Here is a 16,537-nt window from a genome sequence, read left to right as displayed (position 1 = left end):
ACTCACGCTCCTTCGCTGTGCTGTACGGCCGCGTTCGCGGCGCGACCCTCCACGGCTCCTGCGTACCCGCCCGTGGACCCGAAACCACCGTCTCCGCGCGCGGATCCGGGCAGTGCCTGGACCTCATGGAAGACGGCCCGCTCGACGCGCTGGATGACCAGCTGCGCGATGCGGTCGCCGCGCGTGAGCCGCACGGTGTGCTCGGTGTCGGTGTTCAGCAGGGTGACCTTGATCTCTCCCCGGTAGCCCGCGTCGACGGTGCCGGGCGCATTGACGATCGTCAATCCCAATCTAGCCGCCAGACCGGAGCGCGGGTGCACGAAGGCCGCGTAGCCGTCGGGAAGGGCGATCGCGACCCCGGTCGGCACCATCGCGCGGGCACCCGGCGGCAGCTCGACGTCCACGGTGGTGACCAGATCCGCGCCCGCGTCACCGGGGTGGGCGTACGACGGCGCGGGCAGGCCGGGATCCAGCCGCTGGATGAGAACGTCCACAGTCAAGTGCTCCACCTCGTCACGATCTGATGGCGGCGCGCGCCTCGGCGCGCGTCACAGGGCGTGACACTACCGCCTGCACGGCCTCACGCCGGTGAGCACGGCCCGGAGGCGGCTTAGTCCGGCCGGTCGCCGTCCGGCGTCCGCTCCGCCGGCGGATCGTCCTCCGAGGCTCCGCCGCCCCGCACCGCCGGCCCCGGCCCCGCGGACGGGTCGTCCCCCGCCGCTCCGCCATCCGGCGTCACCGGCCCCGGGTCCTCCGCCGCGGCTCCGCCGTCCGGCATCGCCGACCCGGACCCCGCCGGCGATCCGTCCGGCGGCGCGCCGTCGGAGGACGTGCTGTCCGGTGTGGCGTCCTTCCGGCGGCCGGCCAGGAGCGGGGCGCGGGCGGGCTCCTCGGCCGGGGCGGGCTCGTCCGAGCCGCGGAGCGCCTGCCAGGCCCGGTAGATCACCGCCGCCGTGGGCACGGCCACGGCGGCGCCGGGGATGCCGCCGACGACCGCACCGACCGAGATGGCGATGATGATGCCCAGCGGGTGGAAGCGCACCCACCGGCCGACGACGAGCGGCTGGAGGACGTGGCCCTCGAGCTGCTGCTCGAGGACCAGGATGCCGAGGAAGATCAGCGCAGCGACGAAGCCCTTGAAGCTGAAGACGACGAGCACGGCCAGCGCCCCGGCGACCAGGATGCCGACGATCGGGATGAAGCTCCCGAAGAACACGATCACGGCGAGCGGCGCGACGAGCGGCACACCCATGATCACCAGGGTGACGGCGATGACGATCGAGTGGATGAGGGCGACGATCACCGTGCCGTGGACGTACTGCGACAGCGTCTCCCACGCCGCGCGGCCGGCCCGGTCGAGGCGCTCGCGGTGGCGTCCGGTCCCGCTGATGAGCCACCGCCAGATCCCGGGGCCGTCCTTCAGCAGGAAGAACGTGACGAAGAACAGGAAGACGATCGACGCCAGCAGCTCTCCCGCGACGGTGGCGCCGGTGAAGGCCGTGCTCACCAGCTTGCCGCGCTGCTGCTGGATCTGTTCGAGGATCTGGTCCACGGCCGACTGGAGCTGGGAGTTCTTCAGGTGCAGCGGCCCGGTGACGAGCCAGTGCTGGACGTCGGTGGCCGTCCGCTGGATCCGGTTGACCAGGTGCGGGAACTGGTCGTTGGCCTGGATGCCGACGAAGGTGCCCACGCCGCCGAGCACGCCCAGCGCGAGCAGCATCGTGAGCCAGGTCGCGGCGAGTGACGGCATCCACCGCCGCAGCCGGTGGGTGACCGGGTACAGCAGGGCGCACAGCAGAATGGCGATCGCGCACGGCAGTACGACCAGCCGCAGCATGTCGAGGATGCGCACGACCGCGTACACCACGACCCCGACGACGATCAGCCGCCAGCAGAACGCCGCGGCGGTCGCCAGCGCCCCTGGCATTCCCGGATCCCGATCGCTCACTGTTCTCCTCCGACGACGACGCCCTACCCGGACGGTAGTCCTCGACTCGTCACCCACACGACGTCTTCATGACCCGATGCGTTCGCAAGCACGAGGGCTTGGCCACATTCGGGCATCCCGGCTCCGGTATCTCGCCAACGGGCCGGAATGAGCTTAGTTTGTTTTCCGTCACGACCTTCGTTTGGGTGGGAAGGTCGAACGGGGAAGGTTTGCGGCATGGCGCACGACGTAGTGCATAGAGCATTGGACGGCTATCGATTCCAGATCTCGGGCGATCTGGACCTTACCCTCCCTTTCACGTCGGTATCACGGTTCGCCGTGGACGGGAGGATCTACGAGCTGACCTCCGGCGACCACGGCGCTGCGGCCTCGTGGGCCCAAGATCTCGGCATCCGACACTTCGACGATGAATTCTCCGTTCAGGGCGGCACCCTCCGGGCCACGCGCGTGACTCATTATGACGAGCGCGTCGGTCTCGAAGACCATCTCCTCGCCGCGATATGGCAGGGCCGCAATTTCTCAATGTTCATTCCGATGTACAGCGCCCGGGCCGCCGACGCCGTGCGTCTTTTCCAGCTTCTAAAGATCACCGAGCACGGCGATGGCATCACCGTCGCCTCCCGTAATCCGAAACGGGCGGGCATCGCCGAGCCGGCCGACGTGGCCAAGGAGATCCCGGGGCTCGGCCTGCTGGAGATCACCGCGCTCACCAAGACGACGGCGCGGCGGCTCCCGGCGTGGTCCGGCGCTCGCGTGCCGAGCGGTGAGCTGTTCCGGGACACGCTCGACGACGACACGACGTACTTCCTGCTCGCCACCCCGTCCGCCATGGTCACCGTGCTGCCGCACGAGGCCGAGCACGCCGTGAAGGTGGCGAACCGTCTCGGCGGTCTGCGCGTCGAGACCGTCGCCTGATGGCCGAGATGCTGGCCGGCGTGGCGGCCGGGACGGTCGCGCTCATCCTGCTGGCGGGGTTCGCCGGGCACCTGCTGCATCCGCGCGCCCTGCCCACGGCGCTGACGGCGCACCGCACCGTGCCGGGCCCGCTGGTGTGGCCGGCGGCCATCGCGGTCGGCGCCCTGGAGGGCATGCTCGGGGCGGTCACCGGCTACGCGCTGCTGGCCGGGCGGCCCCGGGCGCTGGAGCTCGGGGCGACCGGCAGCGGCCTGCTGTTCGCGGCGTACGCGGTCTACGGGTTGTACGTCCTGCGTACAAGGCCGAACGTGCCGTGCGGTTGCGCGGCCGACGACACCCCGATGAGCGGGTGGGTGGCGGGGCGTGCCGCGGCCCTCGCACTGGCGTCCGTGACGGCGTCGGCCGGTGCGGGCTCGGCCGTCGCCTCCCACGGTGTCCACGTCACGATCGTGGGCCTGTCGTCCGTCGTGTTCGCGGCCCTGCTGTGGTCGCTGCCGCCGGCCCTGTCCGATCCCGAGAGGAGCCCCGCCGGATGAGCTTCGAGACCACCGCGCTCCTGGTGACCTGGGCGGCCCTCGCACTGCTCGCCCTGGTGGTGGCCGGCCTGGTCCGCCAGGTGCACCACCTGACCCGCGGACCGCGGACCCCCGAAGTCGGCCCGACCACGGGGATGCCAGCGCCGGGCATCGACCGGCTCGCGGCAGAGCCGGGCCGACCGGCCCTGCTGCTGTTCCTCAGCGACGAGTGCCCGGCCTGCCAGGACGTCTTCGAGGAAGCCTGCGGCCTGACCGGCGCACCGCCGATCCGCGCGCTGTTCCGTGGCGGCGCACCGGCCGTCGCGCCGCCGGACCACATGCTGGTCTTCGCCGGCCAGGGCGAGTTGTTCCAGGAGTACCAGGTCCCCGCGACGCCGTACGCCGTGCTCGTCGGCTCGGACGGGCGGATCCGCACCGCCGAGCCGGTCGGCTCGGTGCGCACGCTGCACGCGCTGATCGTGCAGGCCGGCGGCCGCGTCGCCGGCCTCGATGAGCCGACGCCGTCGCCGGCTTAGCGGGTGAGATGAAACGGGGAGGATGCCCGATGTTCGAACTCGACGAGATTCCCACGCTGAGCGGGCCGCGGCCCGAAGGCGCCCCACGGGCCGTCCGGCGGGTGCCGCACGCGACGGCCGAAGGTGTGGCGCGCCGGTCCATGCTGGGCGGCGCGCTGGCCGCCGGCACGACCGTCGGCCTGTCCGCGCTCGGGGTGTTCACCCCGGCGCGCAAGGCGCTCGCCGACGGTTACACCCTCAAGTCCAGCGGCTACTACGACATCTACGGCAAGTGCCCGGCCTATGCCGGGCCGTTCGACTGCTCACCCGGCTGCGGACCGAGCGTCGTGGTGGCCAGCGCGTGCCGCACGAGCGGCACGTACAAGGGGTTCCACCGCTCCGGCGTCTCCGATCCGGGCAAGTTCAAGCTGCGGCCCAACCAGTGCTACGCGGGCAAGTACGACGGCTGGATCTGGGCGTACGCCCACAAGTGCGGCAACTGCGCGAAGTCCGTCACCTGGCGCTGCCACGACGGCTGGAAGAAGAGCGCCGCCGGGCACTGGTACAAGTCGGTCTGCCGGTGGGCCCTTGCCTGCAACAGCTGAGACCCGGCCCGCCGGCCGCCTGCGCCGGGGGCTGACCGAGCCGCTGCTGCCGTTCGCCGCGCTGGCCCTCCTGGCCGTCGCGGCGGCGGCCGCGCAGCACACGGTGCTGAGCTGGGCGTCGGTCGGCGCGCTGGCCGGATACTCCCTGTCCGGCTCCGTTTGAACGCGCAACAGCGATTTCGTGCTGTTCTCGCCAGGTTGGCGGGCCCACGTACGGCAGGGCGAGGTCCTCGCCGTCTTCTCCCTCGGTCTCCTCCTCGGGGGCACGCTCAGCGCGACCGTGCTGTGGCTCCTGTCCGGCTTCGCGGAGCCGCTGCCCCGGGCCGTCCGGATCGCAGCGATCATGGCGATCGCGGTGGCGGGTGTCGCGCGCGAGGCGGGCTGGATCCGTGTTCCGCTCCCGCAGAACGCCCGGCAGATCCCCCGGGAGGTCCTGCAGCGCCGGATCAGGCTGGGCTCCCTGCAGTTCGGCTTCGAACTGGGCACCGGGGTGCGCACGTACGTCTCCGCGAGCGCGCCGTACGTCGTCGCGCTGGGGCTCGTGCTCGCGCACCAGGGACCGCTCGCGACGATCCTCACCGGCACGGGCTTCGGCGTGGGGCGGGCGGTCACCGCGACCGCCCGCTACGCCAGCCGGAACGACGAGTGGGACGACCGCCGGATCACCCGGATGCCGATCCTGACCAACGCGATCGGCGTCGTGGTCCTGGTCGCCCTGGTACTGCTCTTCTTCTAGGACGCCAGGCTCACGTCGACGGTGAAGCCCTCCTGGGGCGCCGCCTCCAGCGCGAGGTCTGCGATGCGCCCGGCCGCGCGCAGGTCGGCCACTGCCAGGTGCCCGACGTCCGCGCCGCGGACCGCGGCCCGCTCGACGTCGGCGCGCATCGAGACCTTCGCCGTCGACTTGGCCTTGCGGACCTGCCGGAGGACGTCGGAGGTGGCCGCGAGCACCGTCGCGTCACCGCCGGCGGGCAGCGCGTCGGCGAAGGGCCACGCCGCGCGGTGCACCGAGCCGTCCTGCCACCACGACCAGACCTCTTCGGTGACGTAGGGCAGGATCGGCGCGAACAGCCGCAGCACGGCCGACAGCGCCTCGCGCAGCGCCGCCCGCGCCGAGATCGCCCCCTGGTCCGGCTCGCCGTCCGACGCGCCGTACGCCCGCGCCTTGACCAGCTCGAGGTAGTCGTCGCACAGGTCCCAGAAGAACCGCTCGGTGCGCTCGAGGGCACGGGTGTAGTCGTACGCCTCGAACGCGGCCGTGGCCTCGCGGACGGTCTCGGCCAGCGTCGCCAGCATCGACAGGTCCAGCGGCTCGGTCACCGCCGCGCCGGACGGCACGTCGCCGAGGCCGAGCACGAACTTCGAGGCGTTGAGGATCTTGATGGCGAGCCGGCGGCCGACCTTGATCTGGCCGACGTCGAACGCGGTGTCCGTGCCGAGCCGGCCGTTGGCCGCCCAGTAGCGCACCGCGTCGGAGCCGTGCTGGACCAGCAGGTCCATCGGCGTGACGACGTTGCCCTTGGACTTGGACATCTTCTTGCGGTCCGGGTCGAGGATCCACCCGGACAGCGCGGTGTCGGTCCACGGGAGGGAGTCGTGCTCCAGGTGGGACCGTACGACGGTGGAGAACAGCCAGGTGCGGATGATGTCGTGCGCCTGCGGCCGCAGGTCGAACGGGAACACCCGGGCGAAGAGGTCCGGGTCGCGCTCCCAGCCACCGGCGATCTGCGGGGTTAGGGACGATGTGGCCCAGGTGTCCATGACGTCGGGGTCGGCGACGAAGCCCTGCGGCTTGCTGCGCTGGTCCTCGGTGAAGCCCGGCGGGGTGTCGGAGGACGGGTCGACCGGAAGGGCGTCCTCGGCGGGCGTGATCGGCCGGTCGTGGATCGGCTCCCCCTCGTCGTCGAGGGGGTACCAGACCGGGATCGGCACGCCGAAGAACCGCTGCCGGGAGATCAGCCAGTCTCCGGCCAGCCCCTCGACCCAGTTGTCGTACCGCGCCTTCATGTACGCGGGGTGCCAGGACAGCTCGGCGCCGCGGGCGAGCAGCCGCTCGCGCAGCTCCGGGTCGCGCCCGCCGTTGCGGATGTACCACTGCCGGGTGGTGACGATCTCGAGGGGCTTGCTGCCCTTCTCGTAGAACTTCACCGGGCGGGTGATCGGCCGCGGCTCGCCGTCGAGGTCGCCGGACTCGCGCAGCAGCTCGACGACGCGCTCGCGGGCGGCCTGGGCGGTCAGCCCGGCGAGCTCGGCGTACGGCTCCGGGGCGACGCCGGCGGGCGCGTCGGGCAGGATCCGGCCGTTCCAGTCGATGATGGCCCGCGTCGGGAGGTCGAGCTCACGCCACCAGATGACGTCGGTGAGGTCGCCGAACGTACAGATCATCGCGATGCCGGACCCCTTGTCGGGCTCGGCGAGGTGGTGCGCGACGATCGGCACCTCGACGCCGAACAGCGGGGTCCGCGCGGTCGTGCCGAACAGCTCGCGGTAGCGCTCGTCGTCCGGGTGGGCGACCAGCGCGACGCAGGCGGGCAGCAGCTCCGGCCGGGTGGTCTCGATGTAGATCGGGCGCCCGCCGGAGCCGTGAAAGCGGATCCGGTGGAAGGCGCCGGGCTGCTCGCGGTCCTCCAGCTCGGCCTGGGCCACGGCCGTGCGGAACGTGACGTCCCACAGGGTCGGGGCCTCCGAGACGTACGCCTCGCCGCGCGCCAGGTTGCGCAGGAACGCCCGCTGCGCGGCGGCGCGGGCCGGCGCGCCGATCGTGGTGTAGAGCAGGGACCAGTCGACCGACAGCCCGACACGGCGCCAGACGTCCTCGAAGGCCTTCTCGTCGATCTCGGTCAGCCGGTCGCACAGCTCGACGAAGTTGCGCCGCGAGACGGGAATCTGCCGGCCGGGCTTCTCCGGCGGTTCGAAGTCCGGATCGTAGGGCAGAGAGGGGTCACATCGGACGCCGAAGTAGTTCTGCACGCGGCGCTCGGTGGGCAGGCCGTTGTCGTCCCAGCCGATGGGATAGAAGACCTCGCGGCCGCGCATGCGCTGAAAGCGGGCGATCGTGTCGGTGTGGGTGTAGGAGAAGACGTGACCGACGTGCAGGGAGCCGCTGACCGTCGGCGGCGGCGTGTCGATCGAGTAGATCTCCGAACGCGCCTTCGACCGGTCGAAGCGATAAGTGCCGCGCTCGGCCCAGAGTACGGCCCATTTTTCCTCGAGACCGTCGAGGGTGGGCTTCTCCGGCGGGCGTGGCTGCTCTGTCATGGCGCCAATGGTATTGGGCACGACGGCGGAGTCGATCCATGTCAGGTGATCGCCTGTGAGAGGGTCTCAACTACGTACGCCCCGGAAATCACACGGGTAACGCTGGAAAGGAAGAACGCATGCCGGACAAGGGAGAGCTGGGCTGGCGGCTGGTCGCCGGCGCGGCGGCCTTCGGGGCCGGGTTCGTGGCCCGCAAGGCCATCACGGTCGGGTGGAAGCGGGCCACCGGCAAGGAGCCCCCGACCAACCCGGAGTCCCCGGAGGTCGCGCTGACGGAGGCGATCGGCTGGGCCGTCGTCATGGGCGTCGGCATGGAGGTCGCACGGCTGCTGGCCACCCGCGCGGCGGCCAACCGCTGGCACAAGAGCACGGGCGAGCTGCCGTCCGCGCTGCGCTCGGCGGTCGACAAGGCCAAGAGCGCCACTTCCTGAAGCCGTAAGGCCGGTCCGGCGCCCCACGGACTCTCCCGGGGGCGCCTGATTACGTTCCAGGACGTGGAAGGGCGTCAGACCGGACGCTGAGCGCCGCGACGGCGGGCGATCCATGGCGATGCCTCGCCGTTGGCGCGAGACCGGAACCGGCCACGGGCGTGGGAGACCTGGGCGGATACCGGCGCGCGAAGAGGCCAAGGCAGAGATGCACGAGCGGTGAAGGCGCGGGGCCGAGGGGGTGCCCGCTCCCGCCTTCGCGAGCGGTGAAGGCGAGGGGCCGAGGGGGTCCGAGGGGGTGCCCGCTACCGCCTTCGCGGTCCGTCGGGCGAGTCGTCAGGCCGGAGGCTCGTCGATCGGCGGCCGGGGTGAGGGCTCGCCGACGGTGCGGCGCAGGTCCTTGCGGACGCTGTCGGACAGCCGCTTGGTGGCTGCGCGGTTGAGGGCGCCGCCGGCGACGGCGCCGGTCAGGAAGGGGCCCATCGTGGTGAGATGTCGGCCGAGCGTGCGCATGAGGCGCTTGCGCAGGCCGGTCTTGGCGGCCACGCCGAGCGCCGCGGTGACGCTGCCGGGCTTGAGCGGGTCGAAGCCGCGCTGCTGGGCCCACAGCTGGAGGAACACGGCGCCGCGCGCCGTGCCGCTGCCGGGGACCTGAACGCCGTACACCTCGTGCAGCTCGGCGATCAGCTTGACCTCGATCGTCGCGACGACGACGGTCTCGGCGACGATCTGGGCGGGCGCGGACAGCAGGAGCGGCGGCGCGGTGAACTCGATGGCGGCAAGTGCGCCACCGGCCGCGCCGACCCCGGTCGTGGCGCGCTGTGCCGCGCGCATCACGGAGTCGGCGAGTGCCTCCCCCGTCAGACCGTTGTGGTGGGCGCGCAGGGTCTCAAGGTCACGGACGGGAATGCGGGGCGCGATGTCCGCGACCACGTCGGTGAGCCAACGTCCCCGCGCGACGCCCGCGGCCCCTGCCCGGCGCGCGCTCGCCGCCAAAAGGCGGGCGAGCCGACCGAGCAGACGGCCGCGGGTCTCGCGGTCGACGTCGTCGTCGGACAACCGGCCGACCAGCTCCGCCATCTCCTGGCCGAGCCGGTCGTCACCGTCATTCCAGCGGGCGAGCTCTCCCTCGGACACGGGTGACGACCCGGCGTCAGGCGGCGCACTCGCGGCAGATCAACTGGCCTTTCCTCTCCTCCGCCAGTTGACTGCGGTGGTGCACGAGGAAGCAGCGGGCGCAGGTGAACTCGTCCGCCTGGCGCGGCAGAACGCGGAGGCTGAGCTCCTCGTTCGACAGGTCCGCGCCCGGCAGCTCGGTGACCTCACCGGCGTCCAGGTCCTCGTCGATGACGCCCGTGCTCTTGTCCGCCCGACGTGCCTGAAGTTCCTGCAGGCTGTCCTCGTTGAGGTCGTCGTCAGTCTTGCGTGGGCTGTCGTAGTCGGTGGCCATCTTCTGTCTCCATCCCCCTCGGTCCTTGTTATGCGCCCCGTCGCGCGGGTCTAACGCTCGGGAGGCCCATCTTGTGCCCGATCCGGGCGGGAAATTCTGTCACGGGTTTTCACCCCGAACACGCAAGGCGCGTCGCATCACACCGTGACTCCTCTCACCGCTCATCCGAGTTGTCCGATGTGGCATAAATCACACCGCCTACCGGTGAAGCGGTGATGGTCTTTGCCCTGAACCGGATGTTGACGACGAACGTCACAGGTAACGCGATATGGTTTCCCGCCTGTACGGACCTGGCGGGTGCACAGGATAAGGGTTTCTGATGGGGTCACACATGCCGGATGCCGCTCCTCTGGAGCCGGGCGATCCGACAACACTGGGGCGGTACCAGGTCGTCGGACGGCTCGGGGAGGGCGGTCAGGGCGCGGTCTTTCTCGGCCGGTCGCCCTCGGGTGACTCCGTGGCGATCAAGCTTCTGCACGAGCAGATGAACTCCGACACCTCCGCCCGAACGCGGTTCGCCCGCGAGGCGGAGGCGGCGCAGAAGGTCTCGCCGTTCTGCACGGCGCAGGTCCTGGACTACGACCTGACCGGCCGGCCGCCGTACATCATCAGCGAGTTCATCGACGGGCCGCCGCTGTACGACGTGGTGCTCCAGGAGGGGCCCTTCGAGGGGGCCGCTCTCGAGCGCCTGGCCATCGGGACCGCGACGGCGCTCGCGGCCATCCACGAGGCCGGCATCGTCCACCGTGATTTCAAGCCGAACAACGTGCTGCTGGCCTCCGACGGCCCGCGCGTGGTCGACTTCGGCATCGCCCGGTCCGTCGACTCCCAGCAGAGCTCGGTCACGGCGACCGGCATGGTCGTGGGCACGCCGGGATACCTCGCCCCGGAGCAGCTCACCGGTGAGCCGCTGACCCCTTCGGTGGACATCTTCGCGTGGGGCGCGACGATGGTCTTCGCCGCGACGGGGCGATCGCCGTTCGAGGCGGAGACGCTCCCGGTGATCATCAACCGGATCCTCAACCAGGAGCCGGACCTGTCCCGGCTGCAGGGGATCATGCGCGAGCTGGTCGGCGCCGCCCTGGACAAGAACCCTCGCCGCCGCCCGGCCGCGCACCAACTCCTGCTGCGCCTGCTGGGCCAGGTCGGCGCGACGCCGGGCCCGGCCGCCGACCGGCAGGACCTGCTCGACAAGGGCACCCAGATCGCCGCGCAGCTGCCCCCTCCCCCGCAGATCATCACCCCGCCGCCCGCGATGCCGCCGATGCATCCCGGCCCCTCCACGCCGCCGCCGATGATGCCGCCGGGCCCGAACACACCCAACCCGATGATGCACCCGGGCCCCGCGTCGCCGAACCCGATGATGCGGCCGGGTCCGCAGACCCCGCCCCCGTGGCAGAACCAGGGGCGGCCGACGCATCCGCAGGGCGCGCGGTACGTCCCGCCCGCGCCGCAGAAGAAGAACACCAACGCCCCGATCTTCATCGGCCTCGGCTGTGTCGTGGCGCTCATCCTGGTGGTCGGCCTGCCGATCGCGATCGGCGCGGGTCTCCTCAACAAGGCCAAGAGCGACCGTCTGCCGGAGGGCTTCGAAGGCGGCTGGTCCGGCAGGGCCGCGCCCACCAGCACCGTGGCGTTCGGCACCAGCCAGTCGCGCGGCATCGACCTGACCCTCTATCAGATCCTCAAGGAGGGCAACGTCAAGTACGACACCTGCTCGGGTGAGCTCAACAGCGCCCAGATCTCGGACGACAAGAAGCAGGTGACGTTCCAGCAGACGCTGACGTCGTACGGGTCGAGCCAGTGCCTGTCCCCGTCGTACGTGACCCTGACCCTCAACGGCTCGTCGATGACGTGGCAGATGAGCCAGACCGCCGGCGGAGCCGTACTCGCCTCCGGAACCCTTACCAAGGATTAACGACCCCTGACCAGTCCCAGGGAGGACGCCCATGCCCGGAAGCCCCCTTCGGGCGAACGACCCAGAGCGCGTGGGCTCGTACGCCCTCACCGGCCGCCTCGGCGAGGGCGGTCAGGGGGTCGTCTATCTCGGCCAGGCGCCGGACGGCGAACAGGTCGCCGTCAAGCTCCTGCACGCGCAGTTCAGCGGGGACGCGAAGGTGCGGGCCCGGTTCGCCGGTGAGCTGGCCAGCGCCAAGCGGGTCGCGCCGTTCTGCACGGCGCGCATCCTCGACGCCGACGTCGAGGGCGACACGCCCTACCTCGTGAGCGAGTTCATCGACGGCCCGTCGCTGCGCCAGGTCGTCGACCGCGAGGGGCCGCGTACGGGCGAGGCCCTGCAGCGCCTGGCCATCGGCACGGTCACCGCGCTCGCCGCCATCCACGAGGCCGGCATCGTCCACCGTGATTTCAAGCCGTCCAACGTGCTGATCGCCGCGGACGGGCCGCGGGTGATCGACTTCGGTATCGCCCGGGCCCTCGACGCCACCGGCACGCTGTCGAGCACGGCCGTGGGCACGCCGTCGTACATGTCGCCCGAGCAGATCTCCGGGCACGTCGTCGGCCCGGCGACGGACGTGTTCGCGTGGGGCTGCACGATCGTGTTCGCCGCGACCGGCAATCCGGCGTTCGGCCAGGACTCCATCCCCGCCGTGATGCACCGGATCCTGCACCAGGAGCCGTACCTCGGGATGCTCATGGGCCCGCTGCGGGAGATCGTCACGGCGTGCCTGTGGAAGGACCCGAACCGGCGGCCCACCGCCCAGCAGATCCTCCTGCGCCTGCTCAGCCACGAGGGCGTCGTCCTGCCGGGCGCGGGGACGCCCGCGCCGACGACGATCCTGCAGGAAGGCGCCCAGGTGGCGGCCGAGGGCGCTTCCCTGGCCCCGTACGCCCCGGCGGGCGACACGCCGCCGCCCGGGACCTACCGCAACGACATGCCCTCGAATCCCTACGGGGGCGACACGCCACCGCCTGAGGCGTACCGGAACGACGTGCCGTCGAACCCGTACGGAGGCGACACGCCACCGTACGGCCGCGCTCCGGGGGGCGACACGCCTCCGCCCGGCCCGTACGGCCCTCCGACGCCGTACGACCCCTACGGGACGAACCCGGCGTCCCTGCCGTACCCGCAGCAGACGGTGCCCGCCGGGCGGCGGCGGACCCGGCCCGGCGTCGTGGCCTCGATCGCCGCGGGCGCGGTGCTGCTCATCGCGACGGGCGCCGTGGCGACGACCGAGCTGCTCAACCGGCACCACCAGAAGCCGACGCCGAGCCCGACCGGCCGGGTGGGCGGCACCTTCCGGATGGCGATGTTCTCCCCGGCGGCCATCGATCCGTCGAACGCCGTGCTCACCTCAGACGTGTTCGCGGCCGAGAACCTCTTCACCGGCCTCACCACGATCCAGCCGAACGGCTCGGTCGCGCAGGCGCTGGCCACGAAGATGACGCCCAACTCCGGCTGCACGCAGTGGGACTTCGCGATCAAGCAGGGCACGACGTTCAGCGACGGTTCGCCCGTCGACGCCGCCGCCTTCGTCCGCGGCTGGAACCGCGCCGCGCGCGGCCAGGGCATGGGCTACCTGATGACGGTGATCCAGGGCTACTCGGACGTGGCGTCGGGCAAGAGCACCTCCATGTCCGGCGTCGTGCAGCAGGGGACCTACGGGCTCCGGGTGACCCTGAGCAAGGCCGACTGCGACTTCGCCATGCGGGTGGCCACCCCTCCGTTCGCGCCGGTCCCGGCCTCCGCCGGGGACGTGAAGAACACCACGTACAACAACCAGCCGATCGGCAACGGCCCGTTCAAGGTGAGCCAGTACACCGCGAACTCCCGGCTGTCCCTCGTACGGAACGACTCCTACGCCTTCACCAAGCCGAAGCTCGACCGGGTCGACGCCACCTTCGTCTCCAGCCTCGACCAGTCGCTCACGGACTTCGGCCGCGGGGTGTACGACTGGGTCGAGGTCGAGGGCTCGACGATCAACACGGCGCGCTCCCTGCACTCCGCGGATCACAAGCTCGTCACCGCCGCATCCAGCACGATGACGTACCTCACGCCGATCACGGACAAGGCACCGATGAACAAGAAGGAGGCGCGGCTCGCCGTCTCCTACGCCCTCGACCGGAAGGCCCTGGCCACCGCCCTCAACCAGGGCTACGAACCCGCGACGTCCCTGGTGCCGCCCGCGGTCCCCGGCGCCTACGTCAACGGCTGCACCGCCTGCGCCTACGACCCCACAAAGGCCAAGCAGCTGGCGCAGCAGGCGGGCCTGCCCCCGGGCTCGAATGTCACCTTCACCTCCACCGACCTGCCCACCTACACCCAGCTGGTGACGCTCGTGCAGAACCAGCTGAAGCAGGTGCTCGGGTGGAACGTTCAGGTGAAGAGGCTGAACTCGACCAAGTTCTACCCGGACATGTCCAGCAAGGACGCCGCGGGCCTGTACCGGCTCTCCTGGGCCGCCGACTACCCCTCGGCCGAGAGCGTCCTCGACGCGCTGCTGTCCAGCGACAACATCCAGCGCAAGAACAACGGCGACATCTCGGGCACCAACTACGCCCGGTACAGCAGTCAGGCGTTCGACTCGGCCCTGAACACCGCCCGGGCCACCAACGACCCGACCCAGCGGACCCAGCGGCTCCAGGCGGCCGAGAAGGTCGCGCTCGACGACATGGCCGTCATCCCGCTGTACTCCCACACGCAGTACCGGGTCGCCGACACCACGGCCTTCGTCGGCATGGACCTCGACTACACCGGGTTCCCGGTGCTCACCGCGACGGCCCATAAGTGAGGACCCCGCGTACGGGCCCCAGGGACGGAGATCAGGTCAGGCGTGCGGGAGGCGGACGGTCACGATGAGGCCGCCGTCCTCGCGCGGCGTGGCGATGACCGTCCCGCCGTGCGCGGAGACCACCGAGCGCACGATGGACAGGCCCAGTCCGGAGCCCTTGGACGACTCGATCCGGTCGGTGTTGAGCCGGCGGAACGGCTCGAACAGGCTCTGCACGTCGTACGCCGGCACCACCGGACCGGTGTTCTCCACCTGGCAGGTGGGCCAGCCGTCCAGGACCCCCGTGCGGATGACCACCGTGCCGTCGTCGACGTTGTGGCGGATCGCGTTGTCCACGAGGTTCGACACCAGGTGCTCGAGCAGGACCGGATCGCCGATCGTGGGCGCGTCCGTCAGCTCCGACTTGACCTCGATGTCGGGCCGGTCCCCCCGGACCGACGTCTTCAGCACGGTCGAGGCGACCTCGCCCAGGTCGACCGGCGTGCGGGTGGTCAGCTCCCGCTCGCTGCGCGCCAGCAGGAGCAGTCCCTCGATCAGCCGCTCGTGCCGGGCGTTGTTGGCCAGGAGGGTCTTGCCGACCGTCTTCATGTCGTCCGACGCCTCGGGGTCGGTGACGGCGACCTCGAGGAGGGTCCGGTTGATGGCGAGCGGTGTGCGCAGCTCGTGCGAGGCGTTGCTGACGAACCGCCGCTGCGTGTCGAACGCCTGGCTGAGCCGGTCGAGCATGGCGTCGAACGTGTCGGCCAGCTCCTTGATCTCATCGTCCGGGCCCTGCAGGGCGATGCGCTGGTGCATGGTGCTCTCGGAGAGCTTGCGGGCGGTCGCCGTGACCTTCTGCAGCGGCGCGAGCGCCCGGTCGGCGACGAACCAGCCGAGCGCCAGGGCGATGAGCCCCACGCCCAGCAGCGCGAACGCCGACTGGGTGATGAGCCGGTGCTGGACCCCCTTGATGAAGGCCCGTGCGAAGGCCTCGGCCTGCTGCTGCGTCAGCCCGGCGCCCGGCTCGGTCGGCGCCACGGTGAACGGCAGGCTCTCCAGGATGTTGGTGACCAGGACGTAGGCCACCGTCAGCAGCAGGAACCCCGCCGCGAAGAACAGCCCGCCGTACAGCAGGGTGAGCCGCAGCCGCACCGTCATGCGGCGCGGCAGGGAGCCCGGCGAGGGGATCAAAGGCGGTACCCCGCACCGGGAACGGTCTCGATGACCTGAGGCTCACCGAGTTTCTTGCGAAGCGTCATCATGGTCACCCGCACCACGTTGGTGAACGGATCGATGTTCTCGTCCCAGGCCTTCTCGAGGAGCTGCTCGGCGCTGACGACGGTGCCCTGCCCTCGCATCAGCACCTCCAGCACCGCGAACTCCTTGGGCGTCAGATCGACCGGCCGGTCGTCCCGGGTGACCTCACGGCGGGCCGGGTCGAGCCGCACGCCGGCGCGCTCGAGCACGGGCGGCAGCGGCGGCGCGGAACGGCGGCCCAGCGCACGGATCCGGGCGATCAGCTCGGCGAAGGCGAACGGCTTCGCGAGATAGTCGTCGGCCCCGATCGACAGTCCTTCGACCTTGTCGTCCAGCTCGCCGGCCGCGGTCAGCATGAGGACGCGCGCCGTGGCCCCATCGGCGACGAGGCTCCGGCAAACCTCGTCGCCGTGGACCCGCGGTAGATCGCGGTCCAGCACGACCACGTCGTAGTCGTTGACGCTGGTCCGCTCCAGCGCGCTGGCGCCGTCGTACGCGACGTCGACCGCCATCGCCTCTCGCCGCAACCCGGTGGCGATGGTGTCGGCGAGCACGCGCTCATCCTCGACGACCAGGACTCTCACCCGCTTCAACCCCCTGAGAAGGCCACGCGCTGGACCGGCGATTCAGTTATGCCACGCCGCGCGTAAGTCCCTGATAAGGGTGTCCAGGATATTCGCAGGTTTACCGAGCGCAGGAAGCTGGGTAGGGGTGGCGGACGACCTGTCGAAAGGAGACCGCGTGGGCGAGTTGAAGGCCACGATCCAGCAGCGTATGTCCGATGCGTACGATTCGCTCCGGACAGCCCGCGACGCAGGCGACGATCTCCTGATCGATGTGCAGGAGGCGGAGATCGACGACCTGCGGCGCACGGCCGCTGATCACGGGATCGACCTGCCGCGCTCCGGCTGACAAC

At 71.1% G+C, this 16,537-nt stretch carries 17 protein-coding genes; 10 read left to right on the top strand and 7 right to left on the bottom strand.

The genetic code is table 11. The features are described 5' to 3' along the window. Positions 1-2: 2 nt before the first annotated feature. Both dut and ACYVF7_RS17125 read right to left on the bottom strand, forming a co-directional pair. A complete protein-coding gene (gene dut, locus ACYVF7_RS17130; RefSeq protein ID WP_460340993.1) occupies positions 3-500 on the bottom strand; it encodes a dUTP diphosphatase in 498 nt (165 codons plus the stop codon). 110 nt (positions 501-610) lie between these two features. Beyond that, positions 611-1,948 carry an AI-2E family transporter gene (locus tag ACYVF7_RS17125; RefSeq protein WP_460340990.1) on the bottom strand — a complete coding sequence of 446 codons (1,338 nt, stop codon included), beginning with the start codon at positions 1,946-1,948 and terminating at the stop codon, positions 611-613. A 318-nt stretch (positions 1,949-2,266) separates the two neighbouring features. On the opposite strand from ACYVF7_RS17125, the gene ACYVF7_RS17120 reads away from it, so the two are divergent. Genes ACYVF7_RS17120 through ACYVF7_RS17095 form a run of 6 tightly spaced genes read left to right on the top strand, consistent with a single transcriptional unit; the run spans position 2,267 to position 5,234 of the window. Continuing rightward, positions 2,267-2,863, top strand: a complete 597-nt coding sequence (locus ACYVF7_RS17120) for a hypothetical protein (protein ID WP_460340988.1) — start codon at positions 2,267-2,269, stop codon at positions 2,861-2,863. After that, a complete protein-coding gene (locus ACYVF7_RS17115) occupies positions 2,863-3,399 on the top strand; it encodes a MauE/DoxX family redox-associated membrane protein (protein WP_460340985.1) in 537 nt (178 codons plus the stop codon). Before ACYVF7_RS17120 ends, ACYVF7_RS17115 begins: the two co-directional genes overlap by 1 nt. Then, the gene (locus ACYVF7_RS17110) at positions 3,396-3,914 is read left to right on the top strand and encodes a hypothetical protein (RefSeq protein ID WP_460340982.1); all 519 of its coding nucleotides are present in this window, start codon (positions 3,396-3,398) and stop codon (positions 3,912-3,914) included. The genes ACYVF7_RS17115 and ACYVF7_RS17110 overlap by 4 nt, the downstream gene beginning before the upstream one ends. 29 nt (positions 3,915-3,943) lie before the next feature. Further along, complete coding sequence (locus ACYVF7_RS17105) at positions 3,944-4,498, top strand: hypothetical protein (RefSeq protein ID WP_460340979.1); 555 nt, start codon at positions 3,944-3,946, stop codon at positions 4,496-4,498. After that, positions 4,482-4,661 (top strand): hypothetical protein, encoded by a 180-nt coding sequence (locus ACYVF7_RS17100; protein WP_360890454.1) that lies wholly within the window; start codon positions 4,482-4,484, stop codon positions 4,659-4,661. Before ACYVF7_RS17105 ends, ACYVF7_RS17100 begins: the two co-directional genes overlap by 17 nt. Before the next feature lie 18 nt (positions 4,662-4,679). Next, positions 4,680-5,234 (top strand): hypothetical protein, encoded by a 555-nt coding sequence (locus ACYVF7_RS17095; protein WP_460340976.1) that lies wholly within the window; start codon positions 4,680-4,682, stop codon positions 5,232-5,234. Here the strand turns inward: ACYVF7_RS17095 and valS are convergent. After that, complete coding sequence (gene valS / locus ACYVF7_RS17090; protein WP_460340974.1) at positions 5,231-7,756, bottom strand: valine--tRNA ligase; 2,526 nt, start codon at positions 7,754-7,756, stop codon at positions 5,231-5,233. The two genes, ACYVF7_RS17095 and valS, sit on opposite strands and share 4 nt — an antisense overlap. A gap of 119 nt (positions 7,757-7,875) precedes the next feature. On the opposite strand from valS, the gene ACYVF7_RS17085 reads away from it, so the two are divergent. Beyond that, on the top strand, positions 7,876-8,187 hold the full coding sequence (locus ACYVF7_RS17085) for a DUF4235 domain-containing protein (RefSeq protein WP_460340972.1): 312 nt from the start codon (positions 7,876-7,878) through the stop codon (positions 8,185-8,187). A gap of 333 nt (positions 8,188-8,520) precedes the next feature. On the opposite strand, the gene ACYVF7_RS17080 is transcribed toward ACYVF7_RS17085, so the two are convergent. Further along, the gene (locus tag ACYVF7_RS17080) at positions 8,521-9,321 is read right to left on the bottom strand and encodes a hypothetical protein (protein ID WP_460340970.1); all 801 of its coding nucleotides are present in this window, start codon (positions 9,319-9,321) and stop codon (positions 8,521-8,523) included. Positions 9,322-9,337: 16 nt separating this feature from the next. After that, positions 9,338-9,634, bottom strand: a complete 297-nt coding sequence (locus ACYVF7_RS17075; RefSeq protein ID WP_460340967.1) for a DUF4193 domain-containing protein — start codon at positions 9,632-9,634, stop codon at positions 9,338-9,340. Positions 9,635-9,965: 331 nt separating this feature from the next. Between ACYVF7_RS17075 and ACYVF7_RS17070 the strand changes: the two genes are divergently transcribed. Next, a complete protein-coding gene (locus ACYVF7_RS17070) occupies positions 9,966-11,552 on the top strand; it encodes a serine/threonine-protein kinase (RefSeq protein WP_460340965.1) in 1,587 nt (528 codons plus the stop codon). Between the two features lie 31 nt (positions 11,553-11,583). Further along, on the top strand, positions 11,584-14,385 hold the full coding sequence (locus ACYVF7_RS17065) for an ABC transporter substrate-binding protein (protein ID WP_460340962.1): 2,802 nt from the start codon (positions 11,584-11,586) through the stop codon (positions 14,383-14,385). A 36-nt stretch (positions 14,386-14,421) separates the two neighbouring features. Here the strand turns inward: ACYVF7_RS17065 and ACYVF7_RS17060 are convergent, their stop codons facing one another. Together ACYVF7_RS17060 and ACYVF7_RS17055 are read right to left on the bottom strand one after the other, a co-directional pair. Beyond that, a complete protein-coding gene (locus ACYVF7_RS17060; RefSeq protein ID WP_460340959.1) occupies positions 14,422-15,555 on the bottom strand; it encodes a sensor histidine kinase in 1,134 nt (377 codons plus the stop codon). Next, the gene (locus ACYVF7_RS17055) at positions 15,552-16,205 is read right to left on the bottom strand and encodes a response regulator transcription factor (protein ID WP_433174023.1); all 654 of its coding nucleotides are present in this window, start codon (positions 16,203-16,205) and stop codon (positions 15,552-15,554) included. Before ACYVF7_RS17055 ends, ACYVF7_RS17060 begins: the two co-directional genes overlap by 4 nt. A 157-nt stretch (positions 16,206-16,362) precedes the next feature. Between ACYVF7_RS17055 and ACYVF7_RS17050 the strand changes: the two genes are divergently transcribed. Further along, complete coding sequence (locus ACYVF7_RS17050) at positions 16,363-16,533, top strand: hypothetical protein (protein WP_433174025.1); 171 nt, start codon at positions 16,363-16,365, stop codon at positions 16,531-16,533. Positions 16,534-16,537: the final 4 nt, after the last annotated feature.

The organism is Actinoallomurus acanthiterrae, from assembly GCF_054775715.1.
Note: the sequence above shows the minus strand (reverse complement) of the source record. Positions and strands in the feature narration are given on the sequence as shown.